The organism is Tenacibaculum larymnensis (assembly GCF_028829235.1).
Taxonomy (GTDB): Bacteria; Bacteroidota; Bacteroidia; order Flavobacteriales; family Flavobacteriaceae; genus Polaribacter; species Polaribacter larymnensis.
The window spans coordinates 145,497-168,695 of the sequence record NZ_JAIWJY010000005.1; the positions used below are offsets into that span (position 1 = coordinate 145,497).

Below are 23,199 nucleotides of genomic sequence, written 5' to 3' on the forward strand. Positions count from 1 at the left end.
CATAGCTTCAAATATTGATTTAACTATTGAAAAAGGGAAATTTGTTGCTTTATTAGGTAAAAATGGAATAGGAAAATCAACCTTACTTCGTACTATTTCTAAAGTTCAAAAACCTTTAAAAGGTGTTGTAAAAATCAAACAAAAAGAACTTTCATCTTACACTAATCAAGAATTATCTACCACACTAAGTTTAGTGTTAACAGAACGTTTACCTTTAAGTCAGTTAACTGTTTTTGAACTGGTTGCTTTAGGGCGTCAACCCTACACAAACTGGATTGACAAACTCACACAAGACCACTTAAAGAAAATTCTCTGGGCAATTGAACAAACAGAAATTACACATTTAAAAGACAAGCGGTTTTATGAATTAAGCGATGGTCAATTACAACGTGTACTTATTGCCCGTGCTTTAGCCCAAGATACCGAAATCATTATTTTAGATGAACCTACAGCACATCTAGATATACATCACACATTTAAAGTATTTTCTTTATTAAAAAAACTTGTAGAAAATACAGGTAAAACTATTATTATTTCCACTCACGAAGTAAATATTGCAATTCAACTAGCTGATGAATTCATATTACTTTCTGAAAAACAATTTTATACTGGCACCTCACAAGAATTAATTGCTAAAAATGCTTTTGATGAACTTTTTCCTAAAGAATTAATAAGTTTTAACAAAACATTAGAACAATTCGTTATCAAGAAAAATTAAATTTGAACGATTGTAACATTTTGTTACTTTTGAGACTAATCAAACTAAACAAACCTTAATTATTGATGAGAAAATTACTTTATATGGCTAGTGCAGTTGCACTGGTAGCTTGTGGTTCAAGCAAAGAAACTACAAATACAGATAATGATGTAACCACAGACCTATCTGCAAAATATGCCAAAACCATTACTGCAAAAGATTTAGGAAAACATCTATTTATCTATGCTTCTGATGAATTTGAAGGAAGAAATACAGGTGAACCTGGACAAAAGAAAGCAGTAAAGTATTTAAAAGATTTTTATGTTAGTCAAGGAATAGCGTCTCCTTTGGGAGGAAATGATTACTTTCAAGAAGTACCTTCAGAATACTTAAGTAACAATCGTAGAGGAATGACTTTAAAAGATTCTGAAAACGTTGTTGCTTTTATCAAGGGAACAGAAAAACCAGATGAAATAGTGGTTATTTCTGCTCACTTAGATCACGAAGGTGTTAAAAACGGGGAGATTTATAACGGTGCAGATGATGACGGATCAGGAACTGTAGCTATTTTAGAAATTGCTGAAGCTTTTAAACAAGCTGCTGATGCTGGCAAAGGTCCTAAGCGTTCTATTTTATTCTTACACGTTACTGGTGAAGAAAAAGGTTTATTAGGATCTAAATATTATACAGAAAACCCTATTTTCCCATTAGCTAATACTGTTGCTGATTTAAATATTGACATGATTGGTAGAGTTGACGACCGTCATAAAGGAAACCCAAATTATGTATACTTAATCGGTTCTGATAAGTTAAGTACTGAATTACATAACATTTCTGAAGCGATGAATAAAAAGTATACTAACATCGATTTAGACTATAAATATAACGATGATAACGACCCTAACCGTTTTTATTATCGTTCTGACCATTATAATTTTGCTAAGCACAACATTCCTATTATTTTTTATTTTAATGGAACACATGCCGACTATCACCGACCAACTGATACTCCTGACAAAATCAATTACGAAATGTTAGAAAATAGAGCTCGTTTGGTTTTCCATACTGCTTGGGAAGTTGCAAATCGTGAGAATCGTATTGTGGTTGATAAAGCCGCAGAATAAGGTCTAATCAAATTTAAATTATAAAGTTTAAAAGCTCATCCAAATTAGATGGGCTTTTTATTTACTTTTAACTTAAATACCATTCCTAAAATATATCCCCTTTTCTTACCATAACCAACCTTAAATAGATTATTTATCTACCAAAATAATTAAATAAGAAAAATAATCTAAAAACTAAACTAATACCTGATAAATAACATTGCTTCGTTTACATTTGCCCGCTTAAATTTTAATACTATGGTTAACGAAGGGAAATTATCATTAGAAAATCAACAAAAACTAGATAAGTTACAGGAAGAATTGGCTTCTGCTCGCGATACTTTTTTAGGGTACCCTGTATCAAAAGATTTTGATTATTCAGAATTAAATAAGTTTTTTCAATATCCAATTAACAACCTTGGTGATCCTTTTGAACAAGGCACTTATCGTGTACGAACCCATGAAATGGAACGTGAGGTTATTGCCTTTTTTGCAAAACTATTTAGAGCTAACCCAAAAGATTTTTGGGGATATGTAACCAATGGTGGCTCAGAAAGCAACCTATATGGTTTATATATAGCTCGTGAGTTGTTTCCTAAAGCTATGGTATATTATTCTGAATCTACTCATTACAGTGTACGTAAAAACATCCATTTATTAAATATTCCAAGTATTGTAATTAAATCGCAAGAAAATGGTGAAATGGATTATGAAGATTTTGAAAATACTGTTCGTATGAATCGTCATAAACCTGTAATTGTATTAGCTACTTTTGGTACAACTATGAAAGAAGCTAAAGACGACATAGGTAAAATTAAAGGCATCTTACACAACCTAGCTATTCAAGATCATTATATTCACTGCGATGCTGCTTTAGCAGGATCATTTGGACCATTTATGCAACCTCGTCTTCCTTTCGATTTTATGGATGGTGCTGATAGTATTTCTATAAGTGGACATAAATTTATTGGTTCACCAATACCGACAGGAGTATTAATGGCTAAAAGATCGAACAGAGACAGAATTGCTAAAGGAATTTCGTACATCGGTTCTTTTGATACTACTATTACAGGCTCTCGTAACGGACACTCTCCTTTATTCTTGTGGTATGCCTTAAAGCAATTAGGTGTTGAGGGTTTACAGCAACGTTACCAACATAGTTTAGCTGTAGCTGAATACTGTGAAGCTGAATTACAAAAAATCGGAGTAAATGCTTGGAGAAACCCTAATGCTATTACTGTGGTATTACCAAAAACTCCACAAAGTATTAAAGATAAATGGCAGTTAGCTACTGAAGGGAACATTTCTCATGTTATTTGTATGCCTAACGTAACAAAGACTCAAATTGATGAATTTGTAAACGATTTAAAAAATTGTACAGAACAGATTATTGAAGAGGAATTTTCCTATGATTTTTCATTAAGCTAACCTTATATTAATCTAAGACAAATACTTTTGATTGCTTTAAAAGAAAATTTAATTATGAAGAAATTATTATTAAGTACAATGCTATTTGCATTGTCATTTGTTTATGGGCAAGAAAAAAAAGAAAAACTAACTATTGAAAAAGGTACATGGTATACTAGTGCAAATTTTTCCATAGGACATAATAGTAATGAATTTGAGGGTTCTCCTGAAACTTCTAAATATTTTAACTTTAACTTCTCTCCTAAGGTAGGATACACTATTAACGACAACTTAATTATAGGTTTAGGTGTAGGCTATGGATATTCAAAAAGTGAATCAGGGAGTCAAATTGGAAAAGGTAATTCCTACCAAATCTTTCCTTATGTAAAAAAACACTTTCCACTTGGAAAGAAATTAACTATTTCGTTGCAAGGAGAATTTAGTTATAGTTATGCTGATTATTCAAGCAATATTAATTCTACTCCATACGAAAGAAGCACCAACCAATATTTTGTAGGGATAAGACCTGGACTTACTTATTTTTTAAATAAAAACATTGCTTTAGAAGCTAATATAGGTAGCTTAGGTTATTCTAAAACAGACCAAGATGAAAGTAGTTTTCCTGACAGAGAATCTGATTCATTTCAGTTTAATATAAACTCAACTGATTTAATGTTCGGTTTATCATATTATTGGTAGTATTAAACTTTACAAATCAAACAAAAAACGCTAAGAAAATTCTTAGCGTTTTTTTATACATTCTATTATTTGAAACTTTTTATTTTGTTGTAACACACTTACCGAAGTAAAAAGTTTTGTTAGGTGCGTACTATAATTCAAATGTGAATTAGCAACTAACAAAAACCTTCCGTTGTTTTTCAAACAATTTTCTATTCCTTTAAAAAGATTTAGTGCTATCTCAATATTATTCTCATGTTCAAAGTGAAAAGGTGGGTTTGATACTACTAAGTCAAAAGAATTTTCTTTTAACCTCTCTAGGGTATCATCGCATAAAAATTCTGCTTTTTTCCCTTCTAAGTTAATTTTAGATGACTCAATAGCTAAATTAAAATCATCTAACAAAGTTACTTCTGCTAGTGGATTTTGCTCGGTAACTTCATAAGCTATAACTCCATTACCAGAAGCTACATCTAACACTTTTAACTCCTCTGTTTTAACTTCTAAATTTTCTAAAAAAAATTGCGTTCCTATATCTACACTTCCAGAAGAAAACACACCATAATATTGCTGTAAGGTTTTGTCTTTCCTCTGAACAGTATTAATTAGATTTTTCTTTTGAAATTCTTTTTTAGGTGTTTTTAAAATTAACAAACGTGCCTTTTTCCATGCTTTTGACTGAGTAACCTCATCAAAATATTGCTCTGCAACCTTTATATAAGAAGGAGAAAAATACTTAGTCATAAATCCACAAATAACCTCAGTATTTTCATGTGAAGCTTTATGAACTTGCTGTAAGAACAACTCAAATAACTCTAAAGATTTCGGAATTTTAATCAAGGCCACTTCTACATGTTTCAAATCATCAATTGGAGTTTTAAATTCAACTTCCGTAGAAAAATTATTCAATTTCAAATTTTGATAAATTGCTTTTTGCTGACTAGCGTACGTCCAAACAGTGGTTACTTTTTTATTCTGTAAAGCACAGTTCCACACCCCAAAACGGTCATTAAAAAAATGCAAGTGCTCTATATTCTTTTCAGCTATATAATCTAATACTAATAGTTCAGCACTACTCCAAGCTCGTAAACTTTTGTCGGAAGTCTTGGGATAACGCTCTAATTGATATGTTTTTGAATGTATTTTTACTGTAGTATCCAATTAATATCCTACGTTTAATTTACTAAAGTCTTTTCTTTAGCATAGTAGATTTCATCTAATGAAGTTATTTCCCCAGCTCTATTTCTTCTAAAAATATGTTTTGGCTCCACATCTTCTATTGACTCTTTGCCCATAGCTGCAACCATTTCTTTAATTGCACTAATTGTTTTGTTATGGTAATTCTTTACACGCATATTTTTATACTTAACCACTAACGCCTTAACCAAATCTTTTTCTTGTGTTGCAACACCTACAGGACAAGTATCTAAGTTACACTCACGCGCCTGAATACATCCTAAACTTAGCATAAAACTACGAGCCATTCCAATTGCATCAGCTCCTAAGGCTAAGTATTTAATCACATCAAAAGCATCAATAGCTTTTCCACTTGCAATGATTTTAATTTGATCTTTTAGTCCGTATTTTTTCAACATCTTATTCACAAAAGACAACCCTTCTAATAACGGTGTACCAATGTAGTTTGAAAACTCTAAAGGAGCTGAACCTGTACCTCCTTCTCCTCCATCAACAGCTATATAATCAGGATAATTATTAGCATCTGCAAAAGCTTTAATCATCGCTTCAATTTCATCATTGTCTCCAACACAAAACTTAATTCCTATTGGCTTTCCTCCAGATAAATCTCTTACTTGTTGAATAAACGCAACCATTTCATCAAAATTAGAAAAAGCATCATGTGCCGGTGGTGAATCTACTCTTGTAAAAGGCTCTACAGAACGAATTTCAGCAATTTCTTTTGTATTCTTTTTTGCAGGAAGAATTCCACCGTGACCTGGTTTAGCTCCTTGTGAAAGCTTTATTTCAACCATCTTCACCTCTTCTCTGTTTGCATTCTTCTTAAAAACCTCAGCATCAAAAGTACGTTTTCCGTTTACGCTTTTTCCCGCTCCAAAATACCCTGTACCAACCTGAAAAATTAAATCTCCACCTTGCAAATGATAAGGAGAAATACCTCCTTCACCTGTATTATGTGCGAAGCCTCCCATTTTTGCCCCTTGATTCAATGCCATTATTGCATTTTTACTCAACGAACCGAAAGACATAGCTGAAATATTGATTATAGAAGAATTATATTTTTGTGTACACTTATCTGAACCTATAAGTAATCTTTCACCATTAATATGATGATGATCTTTAGGAAACAACGAATGTTTTACAAACTCATATCCTTTTGCATATACATTGTGTTGTGTACCGAAAGGAACTGTTTCTATCTCTTTTTTCGATCGCTGATAAACAATACTTCTTTTCTCACGGTTAATAGGTTTCCCGCTTAAATCATCTTCAATAAAATATTGCTGAATTTTTTCTCGTTCTTCTTCAAATACCCAACGCAAACGAGCAATTACAGGAAAAGCACGCATTAGTGAGTGCTTTTTTTGAATAAAGGCATCATAAATTGCTAATAATGTTACCGCAGAAGCAACAGTTAACAAAATATAATTTCCCATATCTGGCATGAAATAAACCAACACACCACATAATATATTAATTACAATAATAACAGATAAAATGGTATCTCTCATCTCTTTTGTTTTTCTGGCAAAAATACAATTTTAGCATAAAAAAAGCTCTGACATATAGCCAGAGCTTTCTTTTATATTTAAAATACTTAAAATTACTTTTTGAATTTCGCGTATTTGTTTTTGAACTTATCAATACGCCCTGCAGTATCTACTAACTTAGACTTACCAGTGTAGAAAGGATGTGAAGTTCTTGAAATTTCTAATTTGATTAATGGATACTCAACTCCTTCTACTTCTAAAGTTTCTTTTGTGTTAGCAGTTGAACGTGTTAAAAAAACATCTCCGTTAGACATGTCTTTAAACGCTACCATTCTATAATTTTCTGGATGTATACCTTTTTTCATCTCTTGTAAATTTAAAATCTTTTATTTTTGTTGAAAAAATTATAAAGTTGGTAAAGCTTTATAGTTGTTTCATATATCAAAAACCTGCAATGGCTATTTGAGGGTGCAAATTTAACCCTTTTTTTTAATTTGCAAACAAATAATTTGCTTTAATTTGTACAACATCTTTATAAACTACAGAAAATAACATTTTATATATGCGTTTTTATAAACTTTTAACTTTAGGATTAACTACTTTACTTATAACTTCTTGTAGCGAAACTAATTACAAATTTAAATTAGACACTACTAAAAAAACTACCCTAGGTAAAAAAGCTGCTATTAAGTTTGAACAATTAAAGGGTGAACAGATAGATTCTGTACAACTTTATGTAAACAACAAACGTGTAAATACTAACGAAACAAGTGTTACTATTAACACTGCTGATTTTGGTGTAGGAAAACATGCTGTTACTGCTTTAGCTTTTTACCCTAACAAATCAAAAAAAATAAACAACTCTATTGAGGTATTAGCTAAAGAAGCTCCTGCTGTATATTCTTATAAAATTGTAAATATTTATCCGCACGATAAAGGAGCATACACTCAAGGGTTAGAATACAAAAACGGTTATTTATACGAAAGTACAGGTCGTAATGGTGAATCTACTTTAAGAAAAGTTGAATTAGAAACTGGAAAAGTTTTACAAAAAACTGATTTGGATGAAAAATACTTTGGTGAAGGAATGACTATTTTTAACAATAAAATTTATTGGTTAACATGGCATGCTCAAAAAGGGTTTATCTACGATTTTGAAACATTTAAACAACTTGGTAGCTTTAACTATACAAATAGTAATCAAGGATGGGGTTTAACGCACAACGGTTCTGAACTTATTAAAACAGATGGTAGTAACAAGGTTTGGTTTTTAGATGCAAACACCCAACAAGAAAAAAGAAGTGTACAAGTATACACTAACAAATACCCTGTTGATAATTTAAATGAAATCGAACTTATCAACGGAAAAATTTACGCAAATAAATGGCAACAAAACTCAATAGTTATTATCAATCCAGAAACAGGTGTTGTTGAAGGTGTAGCTAACTTAAATGGGTTAAGAGATATTGTTGCTAAAGATCAAACTTTAGAACCTCAAGATGATGTATTAAACGGAATTGCATATGATGCTGAAAACAACCGTTTATTTGTTACAGGAAAACATTGGGGAAAATTATTTGAAATAGAATTAATCAAACAATAATCTACTACCTAAAACCATGAAAAATACCCTTCCCATACTAGCACTTATTTTATCTATTATTGTAATGTCTTGTAGAAAAGACTTCACTACAGTACCTAGTTATGGGAAGCTACAATTTTCAAAAGACACAGTATTTCTAGATACTATTTTTAGCAATATAGGCTCTGCAACCTATAACTTAAAAGTATATAATAAGAGTAACAAAACCATTACTATTCCAGAGATTAAACTAGAGAATGGAAGTACTTCAAATTACCGATTAAACGTAGATGGTTTAACTGGTGATAACTTTAATAACATCGATATTTTAGCAAATGATAGTATCTATGTATTTATAGAAACTACTATTGATGCTAATACTGTTGCCGACCCTTTATATACTGATAAAATATTGTTTGATAATGGAGAAAATCAACAAGATGTAGATTTAGTTACTTTAGTACAAGACGCACATTTTATTTTTCCTTCTAAAAACAGTTCGGGTATTGAGACATTAACTATTGATGGTAAAGAAACTGAGATTCAAGGTCGCTTTTTAACTGATGAAGAACTCACTTTTAGCAATAAAAAGCCCTATGTTATTTACGGTTATGCAGCAGTACCTTCTAGTAAAACACTAACAATTGAGGCGGGAGCTAAAATTCACTTTCACAACAATTCTGGATTAATTATTGATAAAGATGCAAGCTTAAAAACCAATGGAACTTTAGATGAAAAAATTGTTTTTGAAGGTGACCGATTAGAACATCAATTTAGTGAAATTCCAGGACAATGGGGAGCTATTTGGATACGTGAAGGTAGTTATAACAACGAACTAAATCATACTCAAATTAAAAATGGAACTGTTGGAGTTCTTGTTGACGGACAAAATACTTCCTCTCCTACGCTAACTATAAAAAACACTGAGATATATAACAGTTCAAATTATGGTGTTTTAGGTAGAAATACTCATATTGAAGGAGAGAACTTAGTAATAGGTAGTGCAGGACAATCTGCATTAGCTTGTACTTTTGGAGGAAAGTATAATTTTACCCATGCCACTTTTGCTAATTTTTGGAATAATAGTATCCGTCAATTACCTTCAGTTTTAGTAAATAATCATATCACTTATATCAACGATAGCAACCAAGAAGTTACTGAAGTTAATGATTTAGTTAGCGCTAATTTTACAAACTGTATTATTGAAGGAAATAACAATATAGAGTTTATACTTGATAGAATTGATGGAACAACTTTTAACTACATGGTTGAAAATTGCCTAATCAAATTTGATGATTTTAATAATTCATTTGTAGATAATAATGAATTAAATTTTGACGACACTTCACATTATCTAAACAACATTTTAAACGGAGAACCTAACTTTAAAGATGTTACTGAAAATGAATTTGTCATTGGTAAAAATAGTGATGCTATTAATAAAGCAAAACCTTCCGCTGTTTCTGAAGATATTTTAGGTACTCCTCGAAACTCTATGCCAGATATTGGTGCTTATCAACACACTGAATTTTAAGTCAATAAGGTTTATCTACAAAAACACTTCCATTTAACGATTAAAACAATCCATTCATCGAATTATAACTAATTATACTACTAAGTAAATATATATTTGTAGTGTATTTGTTTCATTCATAGTAATAAAATAAATAGATTAATTAGTTTGGTTAGTTGAGAGCTATTCTTCTTAACCGTAATGAATAGCTCTTTTTTTAGAGGAAAATTAATAGTAATATATATAAAAATATTTGTCGGGGGGCAATACTAATAGATTGAGGAATCTATACAGGGTAAAAGAAGGAATACTTAAGTATTCCTTTTTTGCTACTTATAATTAAGGTTTTCTTCCACTAATTATTTCATTTTATATACTTCTCCATTTTTCATTACAAAAACCACGTTTTCCATCGTATGAATATTTTGAGTTGGGTCTTCGTCTACTGCAACGATGTCAGCAAAAAAACCTTTTTTAACCTGACCTAGCTCATTTTTCATATCTAACAATGCTGCATTAGTTACTGTAGCAGATTGAATGGTTTCCATAGCTGGCATTCCTGCCTCTACCATATAGCCAAATTCCTTACCATTCTTACCGTGTTTAAATACTCCAGCATCAGTACCAAAAGCTATTTTTACTCCTCTTTTGTAAGCTCTACTAAAAGTTCCTTGTATTTGTGGACCAACAGCTAAAGCTTTAGGAACTACAATTTCTGGGTAAAACCCTTTTACTTTTGCTTTCTCCTCAACCTCTTTTCCTGCTGTAATAGTAGGTACTAAGTACGCATCATGTTTTTTCATCAACTCCATGGTAATATCACTCATATAGGTTCCATGCTCTATAGTTTTTACACCTCCAATAATAGCTCGCTGCATTCCTTCATCTCCATGAGCATGAGCTGCCACATGCATTCCGTAGTCTTTTGCAGTTTCACAAATCGCTTTTATTTCATCAATATTAAATTGTGGATTATCCCCACTTTTAGCCACACTTAACACACCTCCTGTTGCTGTAATTTTTATGCAATCAGCTCCATTTTTATAACGTTGACGTACTGCTTTTTTAGCATCTTCAACCGAATTCACAACACCTTCTTTCGGACCTGGATTACCTATTAATTCTCTACTACTACCGTTTGTTGGGTCAGCATGCCCACCTGTAGTAGCTAAAGATTTCCCAGCTGTAAACACTCGTGGACCAGTTATTTTTCCAGCTTTTATTGCCTTTGCTAATGATATATTCACTCCAGTTCCTCCCAAATCTCTAACCGTGGTAAAACCGTTTAGTAAGGTTGTTTCTGCAAACTTTACAGAGTTATACGCTCTATCAGCTTCATTTAAAATATATTTTTCCAACCTAGACTTCGGACTGTGCTCACTTTCAATATGCACATGCATATCAATTAACCCTGGCATCACTACCTTATCTTTTAAGTCTATAACAGCATCTTCTGAATTTTCAGGGCTCACATATCCTTTTAATACATCAATAATTTTATTTCCATTTACTACAATGGTTTGCTCTTTATTTATTTTACCCTTTTCCGTATCAATTAACTTTCCGCAGAATATATAGGTATTCTGAGCAAATGAAACAATCGACATCGTTAAAAACAGTGCTAAAAAAAATCTTTTTTTCATGATAATTTAAGAATGATTAAGCAATAAATGTAGTGATTTTTATGTAGCTTGCCTTTTTAAATTTTAACAGTTACATGAAGAACGTTGTTATTACAGGAACCAGTAGAGGTATTGGTTTTGAATTAGCACAGCAGTTTGCTAATCAAGGACATCAGGTATTAGCATTATCTAGAAACACAAAACCTTTAGAGCAAATAAATCATTCAAACATCACAACTATTTCTGTTGATTTATCTAACGAAATAGATATAGAAAAAGCGGTTAGTTTTGTTACTACTGAATGGAAAAAGGTAGATATTCTTATCAATAACGCAGGAAAACTGATTAATAAACCTTTTGAACAATTAACTACACAAGATTTTGAAGAGGTATATAGAGTAAATGTTTTTGCAGTTGCTGAATTAACTAGAAACCTTTTACCGTTTATGCAAAAAGGAAGTCATGTAATAACTGTAAGTAGCATGGGCGGAATTCAAGGAAGTATGAAGTTCCCTGGATTAGCTGCCTACAGCTCTGCCAAAGGAGCAGTAATTACTTTATCTGAATTATTAGCTGAAGAATATAAAGAACAACAAATAGCTTTTAACGTCTTAGCCTTAGGTGCTGTACAAACAGAAATGCTGGAGGAAGCTTTCCCTGGTTATGAAGCTCCTTTATCGGCTAAAGAAATGGCTAACTACATTTTTGATTTTGCTTTAACAGGTAATAAGTATTACAACGGTAAAGTTTTACAAGTTTCTAATTCTACTCCGTAGAGAAATAACGATTGTCACTTCGAGTGATTTTCGTTCAACATAATTGAAAAGAAAATTGTATCGAGAAGTATTAGCTAGTTCTCGATGCAATTTTTATTTTTCCATTTTATTTCAAAATAAAAACCACTCGAACTGACATTTGAAAAAAACATTGATTAAATACATCCCTGAAGAAGCAATTCCGTTAGTTGAATATTTAATTATTGAGCATAAAATCAATTTGAAAATAGTAAGCGAACGTCAGACCAAACATGGTGACTTTCGTCGCTTACCAAATGGACACATGCAGATTACGGTCAACAATAATTTGAATCCTTATCAGTTTTTACTGACTCTAATTCATGAAATTGCGCACCATGTAACGTATCAAAAATTTGGAAGAGTACAACCCCACGGTAAAGAATGGAAAACAGTATTTCAGCATTTAATGCTCCCTTTTTTACAACCCGAAATTTATCCAAAAAACATTCTACCATATTTAGCCAACTACTTAAAAAACCCAAAAGCCAGTACCGATGCTGATGTAAATTTATCACTGGCGTTGCGAGGTGGAAAATCAGAAGACGGAAAGAACTTTATCTTTGAAATACCTAATGGAAGCGTTTTTCAATTCAAGGATAAACTATACAAAAGAGGTGATAAACGAAGAACACGCTATGAATGTTTAAATTTAGAAAACAAGCGTGTATATTTATTCAACCAAAATGCAGAAGTGAAACTAGTAGCTTTAAACAAATAATACTTGTATGAATACTAATTATTACGCAGTAATTATGGCGGGTGGCGTAGGTTCTCGCCTTTGGCCTGTAAGTACTGAAAAGTACCCTAAGCAATTTCATGATTTATTAGGAACTGGAGAGTCTTTGTTACAAAAAACCTTCAACAGAATTAATCAATTAATTCCAGCAGAAAATATTTTAATTGCCACTAATAAACGTTACGAAGAATTAGTATTAGAACAACTTCCTGAAATTAACAACAAACAGCTATTACTTGAACCTGTAATGCGTAATACTGCTCCTTGTATTTTATATGCTGCTTTAAAAATTCATCAGCAAAATAAAAATGCAGTGATGTTAGTTGCTCCATCGGATCATTGGATAGAAAACGAAACTGAATTTATTAAGAATATTGAGACTTCTTTTAAGGTTTGTGCTAAAGAAGACATGTTAATGACTTTAGGAATTCAACCAAATCATCCCAATACAGGGTATGGTTATATTCAGTTTGAAGAAAATTCTTCTGAAATAAAAAAAGTAAAAACCTTTACCGAAAAACCAAACATTGAAAAAGCTACGCAATTTTTAGCAAGTGGTGATTATCTGTGGAATGCCGGTATTTTTGTTTGGTCAGCCTCAAGTATTTTAGACGCTTTTAAAAAGTACCTCCCTGAAATGGTTAGCATTTTAGACAATGAAAATAATGTATATAACACCGATCTTGAAGGCGATTTTATAAAGAACAACTATGAAAAGTGTGAAAACATTTCTATCGACTTCGGAATTATGGAACGTTCAGAAAAAGTACATGTACTGCCTGTAGATTTTGGTTGGGACGATTTAGGCACTTGGGGTTCTTTATACAACAAACTAGGTAAAGACAATCAACAGAATGCAACAGTCGGAGCTAATACTATTTTTAAAGACGCTAACGGAAATATGATTAGCACTCAAAATGGCAAGAAAGTAGTGATTCAAGGGTTACAAGATTTTATTGTGGTTGAAAAAGACGATGTTTTGGTTATTTGTCCACGTAAAGAAGAGCAAGATATAAAGCAACTACGAACAAAAGCAAAAGAAAAATTTTAATAAGTTACTCCTCTCTTTTCTTTAACACATTATTGATTAATGGAATATTCCAACATTCTTAACATTGGTATTTTAGCACATGTTGATGCTGGCAAAACTACCTTAACAGAACATTTACTATATCATACAGGAACCATAAGAAATATAGGAAGTGTAGATAAAGGCTCAACTGTTACTGACAGTTTAGCTTTGGAAAAAGAACGTGGAATTTCCATAAAAGCTACAACTACTTCTTTTATTTGGAATAACACCAAAGTTAACTTAATTGATACTCCTGGACACGTAGATTTTTCGAGTGAAGTTGCAAGGACATTATGTGTGGTAGATGCGGTTGTTTTGGTAATTTCGGCAGTTGAAGGTGTGCAAGCACATACCCTAACCATTACAGATGCTTTGCAAAAGCTAGAAATCCCTACAATAATTTTCATCAATAAAATTGACCGACAAGGTGCAGATACAGAGAGTGTTTTAGATCAAATAAAAAATGAGCTTCAATTTAAAATTGCTCCCATTTACACTGCTCATGATGAAGGATTAGATACTACATCCATCAGTCCTGTTTTTAATAACAGTTCAGTAACCAAAGAACAAAAAGAAACCTTTTTAGAAGAGTTAATTGAAACCAATGAAAGTTTGTTAGAGCAATACTTAAATGGCAATACTATTACTGATGAAACTTACATCAAAGCTATTATAAAAAACACCTCAAAAGCCTCAATATCACCTGTATTTACAGGAATTGCTAAAAATAACATCGGTGTAAAAGAGTTACTAGACGGATTAACAAGTTTTATCAAACCAGACAAAAATAACACTTCACAAGAGGCTTCTGCTTATGTTTATAAAATAGAGCATCATAAAATTCATGGTGTTATGGCACATGTAAAAGTATTTTCTGGTGAGCTATCCTCTAAATCGGTTATTTACAACCACACCCAAGCTTTAGAAACTAAAATAAACCAATCAAAAGTTTTCCATCATACAAAACATATTGACGCTACCATTAAAACTGGTGATATTGGAATTATTACTGGGGTCGTTGACACAAAAACTGGAGATATTTTAGGTAATCCCGAAGGAATTCCAAAATTACCCGAATTAAACACACCCGTTTTAAGTGTTCAAGTACTACCTGATAATGATAAAGATTATAATACCTTAGCACAAGCATTACAGATCATTGACAAAGAAGATCCTACCCTTCAATTCAAATGGCATAAACCTGAAAAGGAACTCTTATTATTACTAATGGGCGATATGCAAATAGAGGTACTAACCCATGTATTACTGGAACGATTTTCAATTCCTGTTCGTTTTACCGAACCTCAAATTGTATACAAAGAAACCATCAGTAAAGCTGCAGAAGGTTATATTCGCTACTGGATGCCTAAACCTTGTTGGGCTATTATGACTTTTTTAATTGAGCCAGCTCCCTTAAACTCTGGTGTTAGTTATCAATCTATTGTATCTAAAAATGACATCCATAACAAGTATCAAAACGAAATAGCTAGAACGATTCCAAGAGCCTTAGAACAAGGATTATTAGGTTGGGAAGTTACCGATGTAAAAATAACATTGATTAAAGGAGAAGACCACAATGTACACTCTAGACCTGGTGATTTTAATTTAGCTACTCCAATGGGAATTATGAAAGGTTTACAAGCTGGTGGAACTCATTTGTTAGAACCCTTAGTTCGCTTTGAAATAAAAACCAATGAAGAGTTTTTAAGTAAAATTATTTCTGAACTTACAACGAGAAGAGCAACAATCAACTCTCCTACTTTTCAAAATGAAATGATGCATCTTACAGGAACAATTCCTGTAGCTACTTCTTTAGACCTAAGCATTAAATTAAATACGCTTTGTAGTGGTCGTATACGTTTGCGAATGGTTTTTCATGGCTATGACACATGTCCTGAAGGAGAAGGTAAATCCAGAGATTTTAAAGGAGTAAATCCATTAGACGAAGCCCAATGGATATTGCATCGTCGTGGCGCTTATAAGGCAGACGAACGAGTGATTTAATTCTTCTTTTTTATTTCTTCTAACACCAAAGAATCAAAAGTTTTCTCTTCTCCTAAAAACTTACTTTTTATAGAAATATAATTTAGTCCGTCAATTTTACCTTCTAAACGCATATAATCCTTTTCAGTAGTTAAAATTATTTTTTGTTCAGATGGTAACTCTTCAAAAGATTTCTTAATATTCTCTATATCTTGCTGAGTAAAATTGTGGTGGTCTGGGAAGTTTAGGTGTTTAAAACCTACTTTCTTTTCCTTTAAAAAGTTTAATAATGAGGTCGGATTCGCAATTCCCGTCACTAACAATACCTCTTTATGCTGCAAATCAGCAATTGCTAATTTATCATCTGTTCCTTTTAAATTTTCATCGTAAGCAATCGTTGTAAAAAATACTTTTTGATACGACTTCGGATTTATCTTTCGCACTATCTTTTCTTGTGCAGTTTTCGGTAAATTCTCAGGACATTTAGTCACTACAATCACCTTTGCTCTTTTAGCTCCTCTCCTACTTTCACGTAAATTCCCTGTTGGCAATACAAAATCTTCAAAATATAAGTCATTATACTTAGTCAGTAAAATATAACTACTTGCAGTTACTTTTCTGTGTTGATAAGCATCATCTAACAATACTACTTGTGGTGGATTATCATTCTGTAACAACTGCTGAATTCCGTTTGTTCTATCAGCATCCACAGCCACTATAATATCATTTTTAAATTTCTTGTAAAACTGTAGTGGTTCATCACCAACATCTTCTGCGGTATGCATATCATTTACCAGTTGAAATCCTTCTGTTTTACGTTTATAACCACGACTTAACACCGCTATTTTATAATTATCCTTCAACAAACGTATCAAATATTCAATCTGCGGAGATTTTCCTGTTCCACCAACACTTAAATTTCCAACAGCAATCACAGGGATATCAAAAGGAGTTGATTTTAAAATACCTATATTAAAAAACCAATTACGAATTCTCGTAATGACATCGTACAAAACAGCAAACGGAAACAATAAAAATCGAAGTAACTTCATTACACCAAAAGTAACAATTTAAGTATTAATGTACAGGATACTTTTATTTTCATTTTTCTACTTTGTAACTTTGCTATAGTAATATTTTGAAAACGTACCCAAATGCAAATAAAAGACGTCACCAACTATATTGAACAATTAGCACCGCTTTCGTATGCCGAAGATTTTGATAACGTTGGTTTATTAATAGGTAATTACAGTACTGAGGTTACAGGAGTTTTAGTTACGCTAGACACCCTTGAAGAAACTGTAGATGAAGCAATTGCTAAAAACTGTAATCTTATTGTAAGTTTTCATCCTATTGTATTTAGCGGATTGAAAAAGATTAACGGCAACAATTATGTAGAACGCGTTGTATTAAAAGCTATTCAAAATAACATTGCTATTTATGCTACTCATACTGCATTAGATAATGTAAATAATGGTGTCTCAGCAAAAATGGGAAAAGTTTTAGGTTTAGAAAACATGAAAACCTTAATTCCTAAAAAAGGAATCATTAAAAAACTAACAACGTATGTTCCTTCTCAAAATGCTGACAACCTTCGTAACAAATTATTTGAAGCAGGTGCAGGAAACATTGGTAATTACGACAACTGTTCTTTTAATACAGAAGGAAAAGGAAGCTACAAAGGAAACGAGAACTCTAACCCTACTATAGGTAAAAAAGGAGAACTCATGTTTGAAGAAGAAACCTGTATTACGGTAACTTTCGACTCTTTTTTAGAAGGAAAAATACTCTCAGCATTGTTTAAGAATCATCCGTATGAAGAAGTTGCCTATGAAGTTATAACCTTAGACAATCAAAATCAACATGTGGGTATGGGTATGATTGGAGAACTTCCATCAGCTATGAATGAAAAAGACTTTTTATTATTTGTAAAAGAAACCTTTAAAACAGGCTGTGTTAGACATTCTGAATTACTCGACAAACCTATTAAAAAGGTAGCTGTATTAGGAGGTTCAGGAAGTTTCGCTATTAAAAATGCGATGCGAGCTGGAGCAGATGCTTACATTAGTGCTGATTTTAAATATCATGAGTTTTTTAAAGCAGAAAAAAGAATATTGCTTGCAGATGTAGGGCATTATGAAAGCGAGCAGTTTACAAAAAACCTTTTAGTTGATTATCTTAGCAAAAAATTTAGTATTTTTGCAATTATTTTAAGCGAAAAAAGTACAAATCCAATACACTATATTTAACAGATGGCAAAAAAAGAAGTAACGGTAGAAGAAAAATTAAGAGCGTTATACGATTTACAGTTAATCGATTCTAGAATTGACGAGATTAGAAACGTTCGCGGTGAATTACCTTTAGAAGTTGAAGATTTAGAAGATGAAGTTGCCGGATTAAACAAAAGACTTTCTAATTTAGCTGAGGATGTTAAAAATTTAGAAACTGATATTAGTAACAAAAAGTTAGCTATTGAAGAATCTAAAAACTTAATTACTAAGTACGAAGAACAACAAAAAAATGTTCGTAATAACCGTGAATTCGACTCTTTATCTAAAGAAATTGAGTATCAAGAATTAGAAATTCAATTATCTGAAAAGAGAATTAAAGAATACAAAGCTAAAATTGCTCAAAAGAAAGAGGTTATTGATAATACCAAAGAAAAATTAGCTCAACAAGAAGCACATTTAGCTCACAAAAAAGGTGAATTAGACGCTATCTTAAAAGAGACTGAGAAAGAAGAGCAATTATTAAAAGAAAAGTCTGAAGAGTTTTCTCAATCTATTGACAAACACTTGTTAACAGCATACAAAAGAATTAGAACTAAAGTAAGAAACGGATTAGCAGTTGTTGCTATTGAGCGTGGAGCTGCTGGAGGTTCTTTCTTTACTATTCCACCACAGGTGCAATTAGAAATTGCAAACCGTAAGAAAATTACAATTGATGAGCACAGTGGTCGTATTTTAGTAGATCCAGCTTTAGCACAAGAAGAAAAAGAAAAAATTGACAGCTTATTTGCTTAATATTTTTCTTAAAATATATACAAAGCCTCCAATTTGGAGGCTTTTTTATTGTTATAAATTTTCAATTATGAAATTAGTAACAATTAAAAATCAAAGCTCCTCACTTTTCACCTAACGTTACATTTTCGTATCTTGCATTCTGCTTATGATACAATTTATATTAAATAATCAGGTAATAAAAACTACAGCAAACGCTGGTATTACCTTACTCGACTTTATTCGAGAACATCAACAATTAAAAGGTACAAAAATAGGATGTCGTGAAGGCGATTGTGGAGCTTGTACTGTTTTAATTGGTGAATTAAAAGATAATAAACTTAGCTACCAAAGTATAACTTCTTGTATTTCTCCCTTAGGAAATGCTAACGGGAAGCATATTGTTACGGTAGAAGGAATTAATTTACCCAAAGAACTAAACACTGTTCAAAAAGCGATGACTGACAATTATGCTACTCAGTGTGGGTTTTGTACCCCTGGTTTTGTAGTTTCTATGACTGGTTATGCTCTTGACGACAAGCAAACAACCTCATGTAACGATGCTATTAGTGGAAATATTTGTCGTTGTACAGGTTATAAATCGATTGAAAAAGCAGGTTTTGAAATAGAACAAAAACTGCAACAAAAAGATAACAACCAGCAAATCGACTGGTTAATCAAGGAAGGTTTTATTCCTAATTATTTTGTAACTATCCCAGAAAAACTAGCTCAATTACAACCAAAAAACTTCGAAAAATCAGGTATAAAAGTAGCCAATGGAACCGATATATACGTACAGCATGCAGATACATTGGCTGAAGAAAATGTACATTTATTAACCGATAAAAATGCTTTAAAAGAAATATCTTTTACTGAAGGGTTTTGTACGTTGGGTGCTAATACAACCGTTACCGAAATTTCAGAAAGTAAACAATTGCAAACTCTTTTCCCTAAACTCAAGCAATTTTTAAAACTTGTTTCTTCAGAGCAAATCAGAAATATGGGAACCATTGGAGGTAACTTTGTAAACGCCTCACCTATTGGTGATATGTCTATTTTCTTTTTAGCATTAAACTCAACATTAACCATTCAGAAAGAAGATGGAAACACGCGACAAATTCCGTTTCAAGAGTTTCATCAAGACTACAAAACATACGACTTACAAGAAGGCGAAATCTTACAGTCCATAACATTTAAAGTTCCGCAGGCAGAAGACAATTTTAATTTCGAAAAAGTAAGCAAGCGAACGCATTTAGACATTGCAAGTGTAAATTCCGCAGGAAGAATAACACTAAAAAATAACACAATTACAGATGCTCATTTTTCTTTAGGAGGTGTAGCTGCAATTCCGAAGTATTTATACAAAACCAACGCCTTTTTAGCAGGAAAAGCAATCAGTTCTGAAATCATCAAAGAAGCAGAAGCTATTTTACAATCAGAAATTTCTCCTATCAGCGACGTTCGTGGAGCTGCTGACTATAAGCGATTGTTGGCAAGACAGTTATTTTTTGCTCACTTTTTAGAGCTATTCCCTAATCAAGTTGAACTTAAAAAACTAATTGCCTAATGAAAACGATGAAAAACATAGACAGTTTTACACATGTTAGAGGAGAATCGTTATTTGTTGACGATTTAATGCTACGCCAAGATACTTTATTCGGATTAGTCTTTGACTCGCCAAAAGCACACGGAAAAATAAAGTCGGTAGACTATTCTATAGCCGAAGCTTTAGACGGCGTTGTAAAAATATTTACCTATAAAGATGTTTTAGGAGAAAATCAAATTGGAGGTATTATTCCTGATGAACCTTTGTGGGCAGAAGATGAAGTGCATTTTTGGGGGCAACCTATTGCTTTTATCGTAGCTAAAAATGAAGCAATTGCTAAAAAAGCGAGAACCTTAATTACCATAGACATTGAAGAACTCCCAGTAATTACAACCGCTAAAGAAGCCAAAGAAAAAGGTAGTTTTATCAATGCTCCTCGCTCATTTAACTTAGGAAATACTCAAAACGCATTTAGCGAATGTGAATATGTGTTTGAGGGCGAAACTTTTTCTAATGGACAAGAACACCTATACTTGGAGACTCAAGGTTGTTATGCAGTCCCACAAGAAAACGGAAATATAAAAATCACCTCATCAACTCAAGGCCCTACCGCTGTTCAAAAAACAGCTGCGAAAGTGTTGGGTGTTCCAATGCATAAAATTGAGGTAGATGTCATCCGTTTAGGCGGTGGTTTTGGAGGAAAAGAAGACCAAGCTACTCCATGGGCAGTTATGGCAGCTGTAGCTGTACAACATTTGAATCGTCCAGTAAAATATATGCTGAATCGACATGACGATTTACGCATGACAGGAAAACGTCATCCGTATTCATCATTTTATAAAATTGGTCTGACCAAAGACCTAAAAATAAAAGCTTTTGAAGCTGAGTTCTTACAAAACTCTGGTGCTGCAGCCGATTTATCTCCTGCTATTGCCGAGAGAACTTTGTTTCATGCTACCAATAGTTACTTTGTACCCAATGTACATACCACCGTGTATAGCTGTAAAACCAACTTACCTCCCAACACCGCTTTTCGTGGTTTTGGTGGTCCGCAAGGAATGTTTGTTATTGAAAGTGCTATTGCAGATGCTGCTGATAAAATCGGAATCAATAAAAGATTAATTCAAGAAGCTAATCTATTAGCTGAAAATGATGAATTTTCTTACGGACAAATTGCTACCGAAGTACAAGCACAAAATTCATGGTTTAGTGCAAAAGAACAATATCAATTTGAACAGCTAGAACAAGAAGTAGCGGATTTCAACAGTAAAAATGACCATTACAAAAAAGGGGTTTCATTAATGCCTATCGCCTTTGGTATTTCATTTACCAATACTCCAATGAACCATGCACGTGCATTGATACATATTTATCAAGATGGAAGTGTTGGCGTCTCTACAGCTGCTGTGGAAATGGGACAAAGTGTAAACACTAAAATGTTGCAAGTAGCACAAAGTGTTTTAGGAGTTTCGGCAGATAAGGTTAAACTGGAAACAACTAACACTACGCGTGTTGCCAACACCTCACCTTCAGCTGCGAGTTCTACTGCCGACCTCAACGGGAAAGCTGTTGAAATGGCTTGTAATTCGTTAGTTGAACGACTAACAAAAGTTGCCGCTGACATGCTTTCTACTGAAAAAGAAAACATCTCCTTTAAAGAGAATTTTGTTTTTACAAATGATCATAAATCAGAGTTAACATGGGAAGCTTTAATTACTCAAGCGATGCTGCGTCGTGTAGCATTGTCTGAAAATGCCCATTATGCTACTCCTGTAATTCATTTTGACAAGACCAAAGAAAAAGGACATCCGTTTGCCTACCATGTGTATGGTACTGCCATCACAACGGTTACTGTAGATTGTGTCCGTGGCAATTATGAAATTGACAGCGTAAAAATTGTACACGACTTTGGTAAAAGTATGAATATGGGTATTGATTTAGGGCAAGTTGAAGGTGCATTAGCACAAGGAATCGGCTGGATGACCTTAGAGGAAATTGCCTATAATAATGATGGCCGCTTGCTTTCGAATGCGTTGTCTACTTACAAGGTACCTGATATTTTCTCAGCTCCCAAAACAATAGAAACCATTCCGTTAAAAACGGAAGGGAATCAAATGGCGATTAAAAAATCGAAAGCAGTTGGTGAGCCTCCATTAATGTATGGTATTGGAACGTATTTTGCCATCCAGCAAGCTGTGAAAGCCTTTAACCCTAATTATAAATTAAAATTCCACGCTCCTTTTACACCTGAAAAAGTATTAATGGGATTGTATGAAAAATAAAAGCTTATCAAACTACAATACACCAAACAAAATATATTTAGGGGTGCGTTAATTTATAGCATTGGAGATACCATTGCATCCCTATTACTAAACGAGTTTTCCATATACAGACTCCTCGGAATGGTACTTATTGGTGCTACCGTTTATGCTTTTGAAATCCCTAATTATTTTAATTGGATAGAAAAAAAGACAGCCAACAATAGCGGACTCAAAAGAACTATAGCGAAAACAATATTAGCCATTGCTTACTTTAATCCGCTTTGGATTTTTAGGCATTTGCTGTTTATCAAGTTATTTTCTGGAAATTTTGACCAAATAACCAGTAACTTATTCATAGTTGCTTGTTGGTCGTTTTTAGTGAACATCCCTATTTCGTTTATCGCTAATTTTATCATTCAAAACAAAGTAAAACTCGATTGGCGTTTTTTAGCAAGTGCTATATTCTCAGCTCTTATGGCTATTTATTATGCACTAAGCGAAACCATTTTTAATTAG

20 protein-coding genes are annotated in these 23,199 nt (G+C 32.7%); 15 read left to right on the plus strand and 5 right to left on the minus strand.

Features of this window, described 5'->3' with window-relative positions; translation table 11 throughout:
- Nucleotides 1-13: 13 nt before the first annotated feature.
- The 4 genes from LCI24_RS09410 (at nucleotide 14) to LCI24_RS09425 (ending at nucleotide 3,906) form a co-directional block, all read left to right on the plus strand.
- Complete coding sequence (locus LCI24_RS09410) at nucleotides 14-718, plus strand: ABC transporter ATP-binding protein (RefSeq protein ID WP_313813871.1); 705 nt, start codon at nucleotides 14-16, stop codon at nucleotides 716-718.
- A gap of 65 nt (nucleotides 719-783) precedes the next feature.
- Entirely contained in the window at nucleotides 784-1,821 is a 1,038-nt protein-coding gene (locus LCI24_RS09415; RefSeq protein WP_274640154.1) for a M28 family metallopeptidase, read from the plus strand.
- Between the two features lie 237 nt (nucleotides 1,822-2,058).
- Nucleotides 2,059-3,228 carry a histidine decarboxylase gene (locus tag LCI24_RS09420; protein ID WP_099213805.1) on the plus strand — a complete coding sequence of 390 codons (1,170 nt, stop codon included), beginning with the start codon at nucleotides 2,059-2,061 and terminating at the stop codon, nucleotides 3,226-3,228.
- 54 nt (nucleotides 3,229-3,282) lie between these two features.
- Complete coding sequence (locus LCI24_RS09425) at nucleotides 3,283-3,906, plus strand: outer membrane beta-barrel protein (protein WP_147431730.1); 624 nt, start codon at nucleotides 3,283-3,285, stop codon at nucleotides 3,904-3,906.
- A gap of 42 nt (nucleotides 3,907-3,948) precedes the next feature.
- Here LCI24_RS09425 and LCI24_RS09430 read toward each other — a convergent pair whose 3' ends face one another.
- From LCI24_RS09430 to LCI24_RS09440, 3 genes are all read right to left on the minus strand, one after another.
- On the minus strand, nucleotides 3,949-5,046 hold the full coding sequence (locus tag LCI24_RS09430) for a methyltransferase (protein WP_274640155.1): 1,098 nt from the start codon (nucleotides 5,044-5,046) through the stop codon (nucleotides 3,949-3,951).
- 14 nt (nucleotides 5,047-5,060) lie between these two features.
- Nucleotides 5,061-6,593, minus strand: coding sequence for an FMN-binding glutamate synthase family protein (locus LCI24_RS09435; RefSeq protein ID WP_274640156.1), 1,533 nt, complete (start codon nucleotides 6,591-6,593; stop codon nucleotides 5,061-5,063).
- Nucleotides 6,594-6,685: 92 nt separating this feature from the next.
- Nucleotides 6,686-6,937, minus strand: coding sequence for a type B 50S ribosomal protein L31 (locus LCI24_RS09440; protein ID WP_047789607.1), 252 nt, complete (start codon nucleotides 6,935-6,937; stop codon nucleotides 6,686-6,688).
- Nucleotides 6,938-7,134: 197 nt separating this feature from the next.
- On the opposite strand from LCI24_RS09440, the gene LCI24_RS09445 reads away from it, so the two are divergent.
- Both LCI24_RS09445 and LCI24_RS09450 read left to right on the plus strand, forming a co-directional pair.
- A complete protein-coding gene (locus LCI24_RS09445; RefSeq protein WP_274640157.1) occupies nucleotides 7,135-8,175 on the plus strand; it encodes a glutaminyl-peptide cyclotransferase in 1,041 nt (346 codons plus the stop codon).
- Nucleotides 8,176-8,191: 16 nt separating this feature from the next.
- Nucleotides 8,192-9,688, plus strand: coding sequence for a hypothetical protein (locus LCI24_RS09450; RefSeq protein ID WP_274640158.1), 1,497 nt, complete (start codon nucleotides 8,192-8,194; stop codon nucleotides 9,686-9,688).
- A gap of 338 nt (nucleotides 9,689-10,026) precedes the next feature.
- Here LCI24_RS09450 and LCI24_RS09455 read toward each other — a convergent pair whose 3' ends face one another.
- Nucleotides 10,027-11,310, minus strand: a complete 1,284-nt coding sequence (locus tag LCI24_RS09455) for a metal-dependent hydrolase family protein (protein WP_274640159.1) — start codon at nucleotides 11,308-11,310, stop codon at nucleotides 10,027-10,029.
- Between the two features lie 74 nt (nucleotides 11,311-11,384).
- Between LCI24_RS09455 and LCI24_RS09460 the strand changes: the two genes are divergently transcribed.
- The 4 genes from LCI24_RS09460 (at nucleotide 11,385) to LCI24_RS09475 (ending at nucleotide 15,898) form a co-directional block, all read left to right on the plus strand.
- A complete protein-coding gene (locus LCI24_RS09460; protein ID WP_274640160.1) occupies nucleotides 11,385-12,065 on the plus strand; it encodes an SDR family NAD(P)-dependent oxidoreductase in 681 nt (226 codons plus the stop codon).
- A gap of 151 nt (nucleotides 12,066-12,216) precedes the next feature.
- Nucleotides 12,217-12,804 (plus strand): SprT-like domain-containing protein, encoded by a 588-nt coding sequence (locus tag LCI24_RS09465; RefSeq protein WP_274640161.1) that lies wholly within the window; start codon nucleotides 12,217-12,219, stop codon nucleotides 12,802-12,804.
- A gap of 7 nt (nucleotides 12,805-12,811) precedes the next feature.
- Complete coding sequence (locus tag LCI24_RS09470; RefSeq protein WP_274640162.1) at nucleotides 12,812-13,873, plus strand: mannose-1-phosphate guanylyltransferase; 1,062 nt, start codon at nucleotides 12,812-12,814, stop codon at nucleotides 13,871-13,873.
- Between the two features lie 39 nt (nucleotides 13,874-13,912).
- Nucleotides 13,913-15,898: a GTP-binding protein gene (locus tag LCI24_RS09475; protein ID WP_274640163.1), complete on the plus strand. Its 1,986-nt coding sequence runs from the start codon at nucleotides 13,913-13,915 to the stop codon at nucleotides 15,896-15,898.
- Here LCI24_RS09475 and lpxK read toward each other — a convergent pair.
- Nucleotides 15,895-16,929 (minus strand): tetraacyldisaccharide 4'-kinase, encoded by a 1,035-nt coding sequence (gene lpxK / locus LCI24_RS09480; protein ID WP_274640164.1) that lies wholly within the window; start codon nucleotides 16,927-16,929, stop codon nucleotides 15,895-15,897. The two genes, LCI24_RS09475 and lpxK, sit on opposite strands and share 4 nt — an antisense overlap.
- A gap of 102 nt (nucleotides 16,930-17,031) precedes the next feature.
- On the opposite strand from lpxK, the gene LCI24_RS09485 reads away from it, so the two are divergent.
- The 5 genes from LCI24_RS09485 to LCI24_RS09505 all read left to right on the plus strand — a co-directional run bounded on the left by LCI24_RS09485 (nucleotide 17,032) and on the right by LCI24_RS09505 (nucleotide 23,199).
- Nucleotides 17,032-18,126 (plus strand): Nif3-like dinuclear metal center hexameric protein, encoded by a 1,095-nt coding sequence (locus LCI24_RS09485; RefSeq protein WP_274640165.1) that lies wholly within the window; start codon nucleotides 17,032-17,034, stop codon nucleotides 18,124-18,126.
- Between the two features lie 3 nt (nucleotides 18,127-18,129).
- Entirely contained in the window at nucleotides 18,130-18,900 is a 771-nt protein-coding gene (locus LCI24_RS09490; RefSeq protein ID WP_274640166.1) for a zinc ribbon domain-containing protein, read from the plus strand.
- A 145-nt stretch (nucleotides 18,901-19,045) separates the two neighbouring features.
- The gene (locus LCI24_RS09495) at nucleotides 19,046-20,443 is read left to right on the plus strand and encodes an FAD binding domain-containing protein (RefSeq protein ID WP_274640167.1); all 1,398 of its coding nucleotides are present in this window, start codon (nucleotides 19,046-19,048) and stop codon (nucleotides 20,441-20,443) included.
- A gap of 8 nt (nucleotides 20,444-20,451) precedes the next feature.
- The gene (locus LCI24_RS09500; RefSeq protein ID WP_274640168.1) at nucleotides 20,452-22,704 is read left to right on the plus strand and encodes a xanthine dehydrogenase molybdopterin binding subunit; all 2,253 of its coding nucleotides are present in this window, start codon (nucleotides 20,452-20,454) and stop codon (nucleotides 22,702-22,704) included.
- Nucleotides 22,705-22,824: 120 nt separating this feature from the next.
- A complete protein-coding gene (locus LCI24_RS09505) occupies nucleotides 22,825-23,199 on the plus strand; it encodes a hypothetical protein (RefSeq protein ID WP_274640169.1) in 375 nt (124 codons plus the stop codon).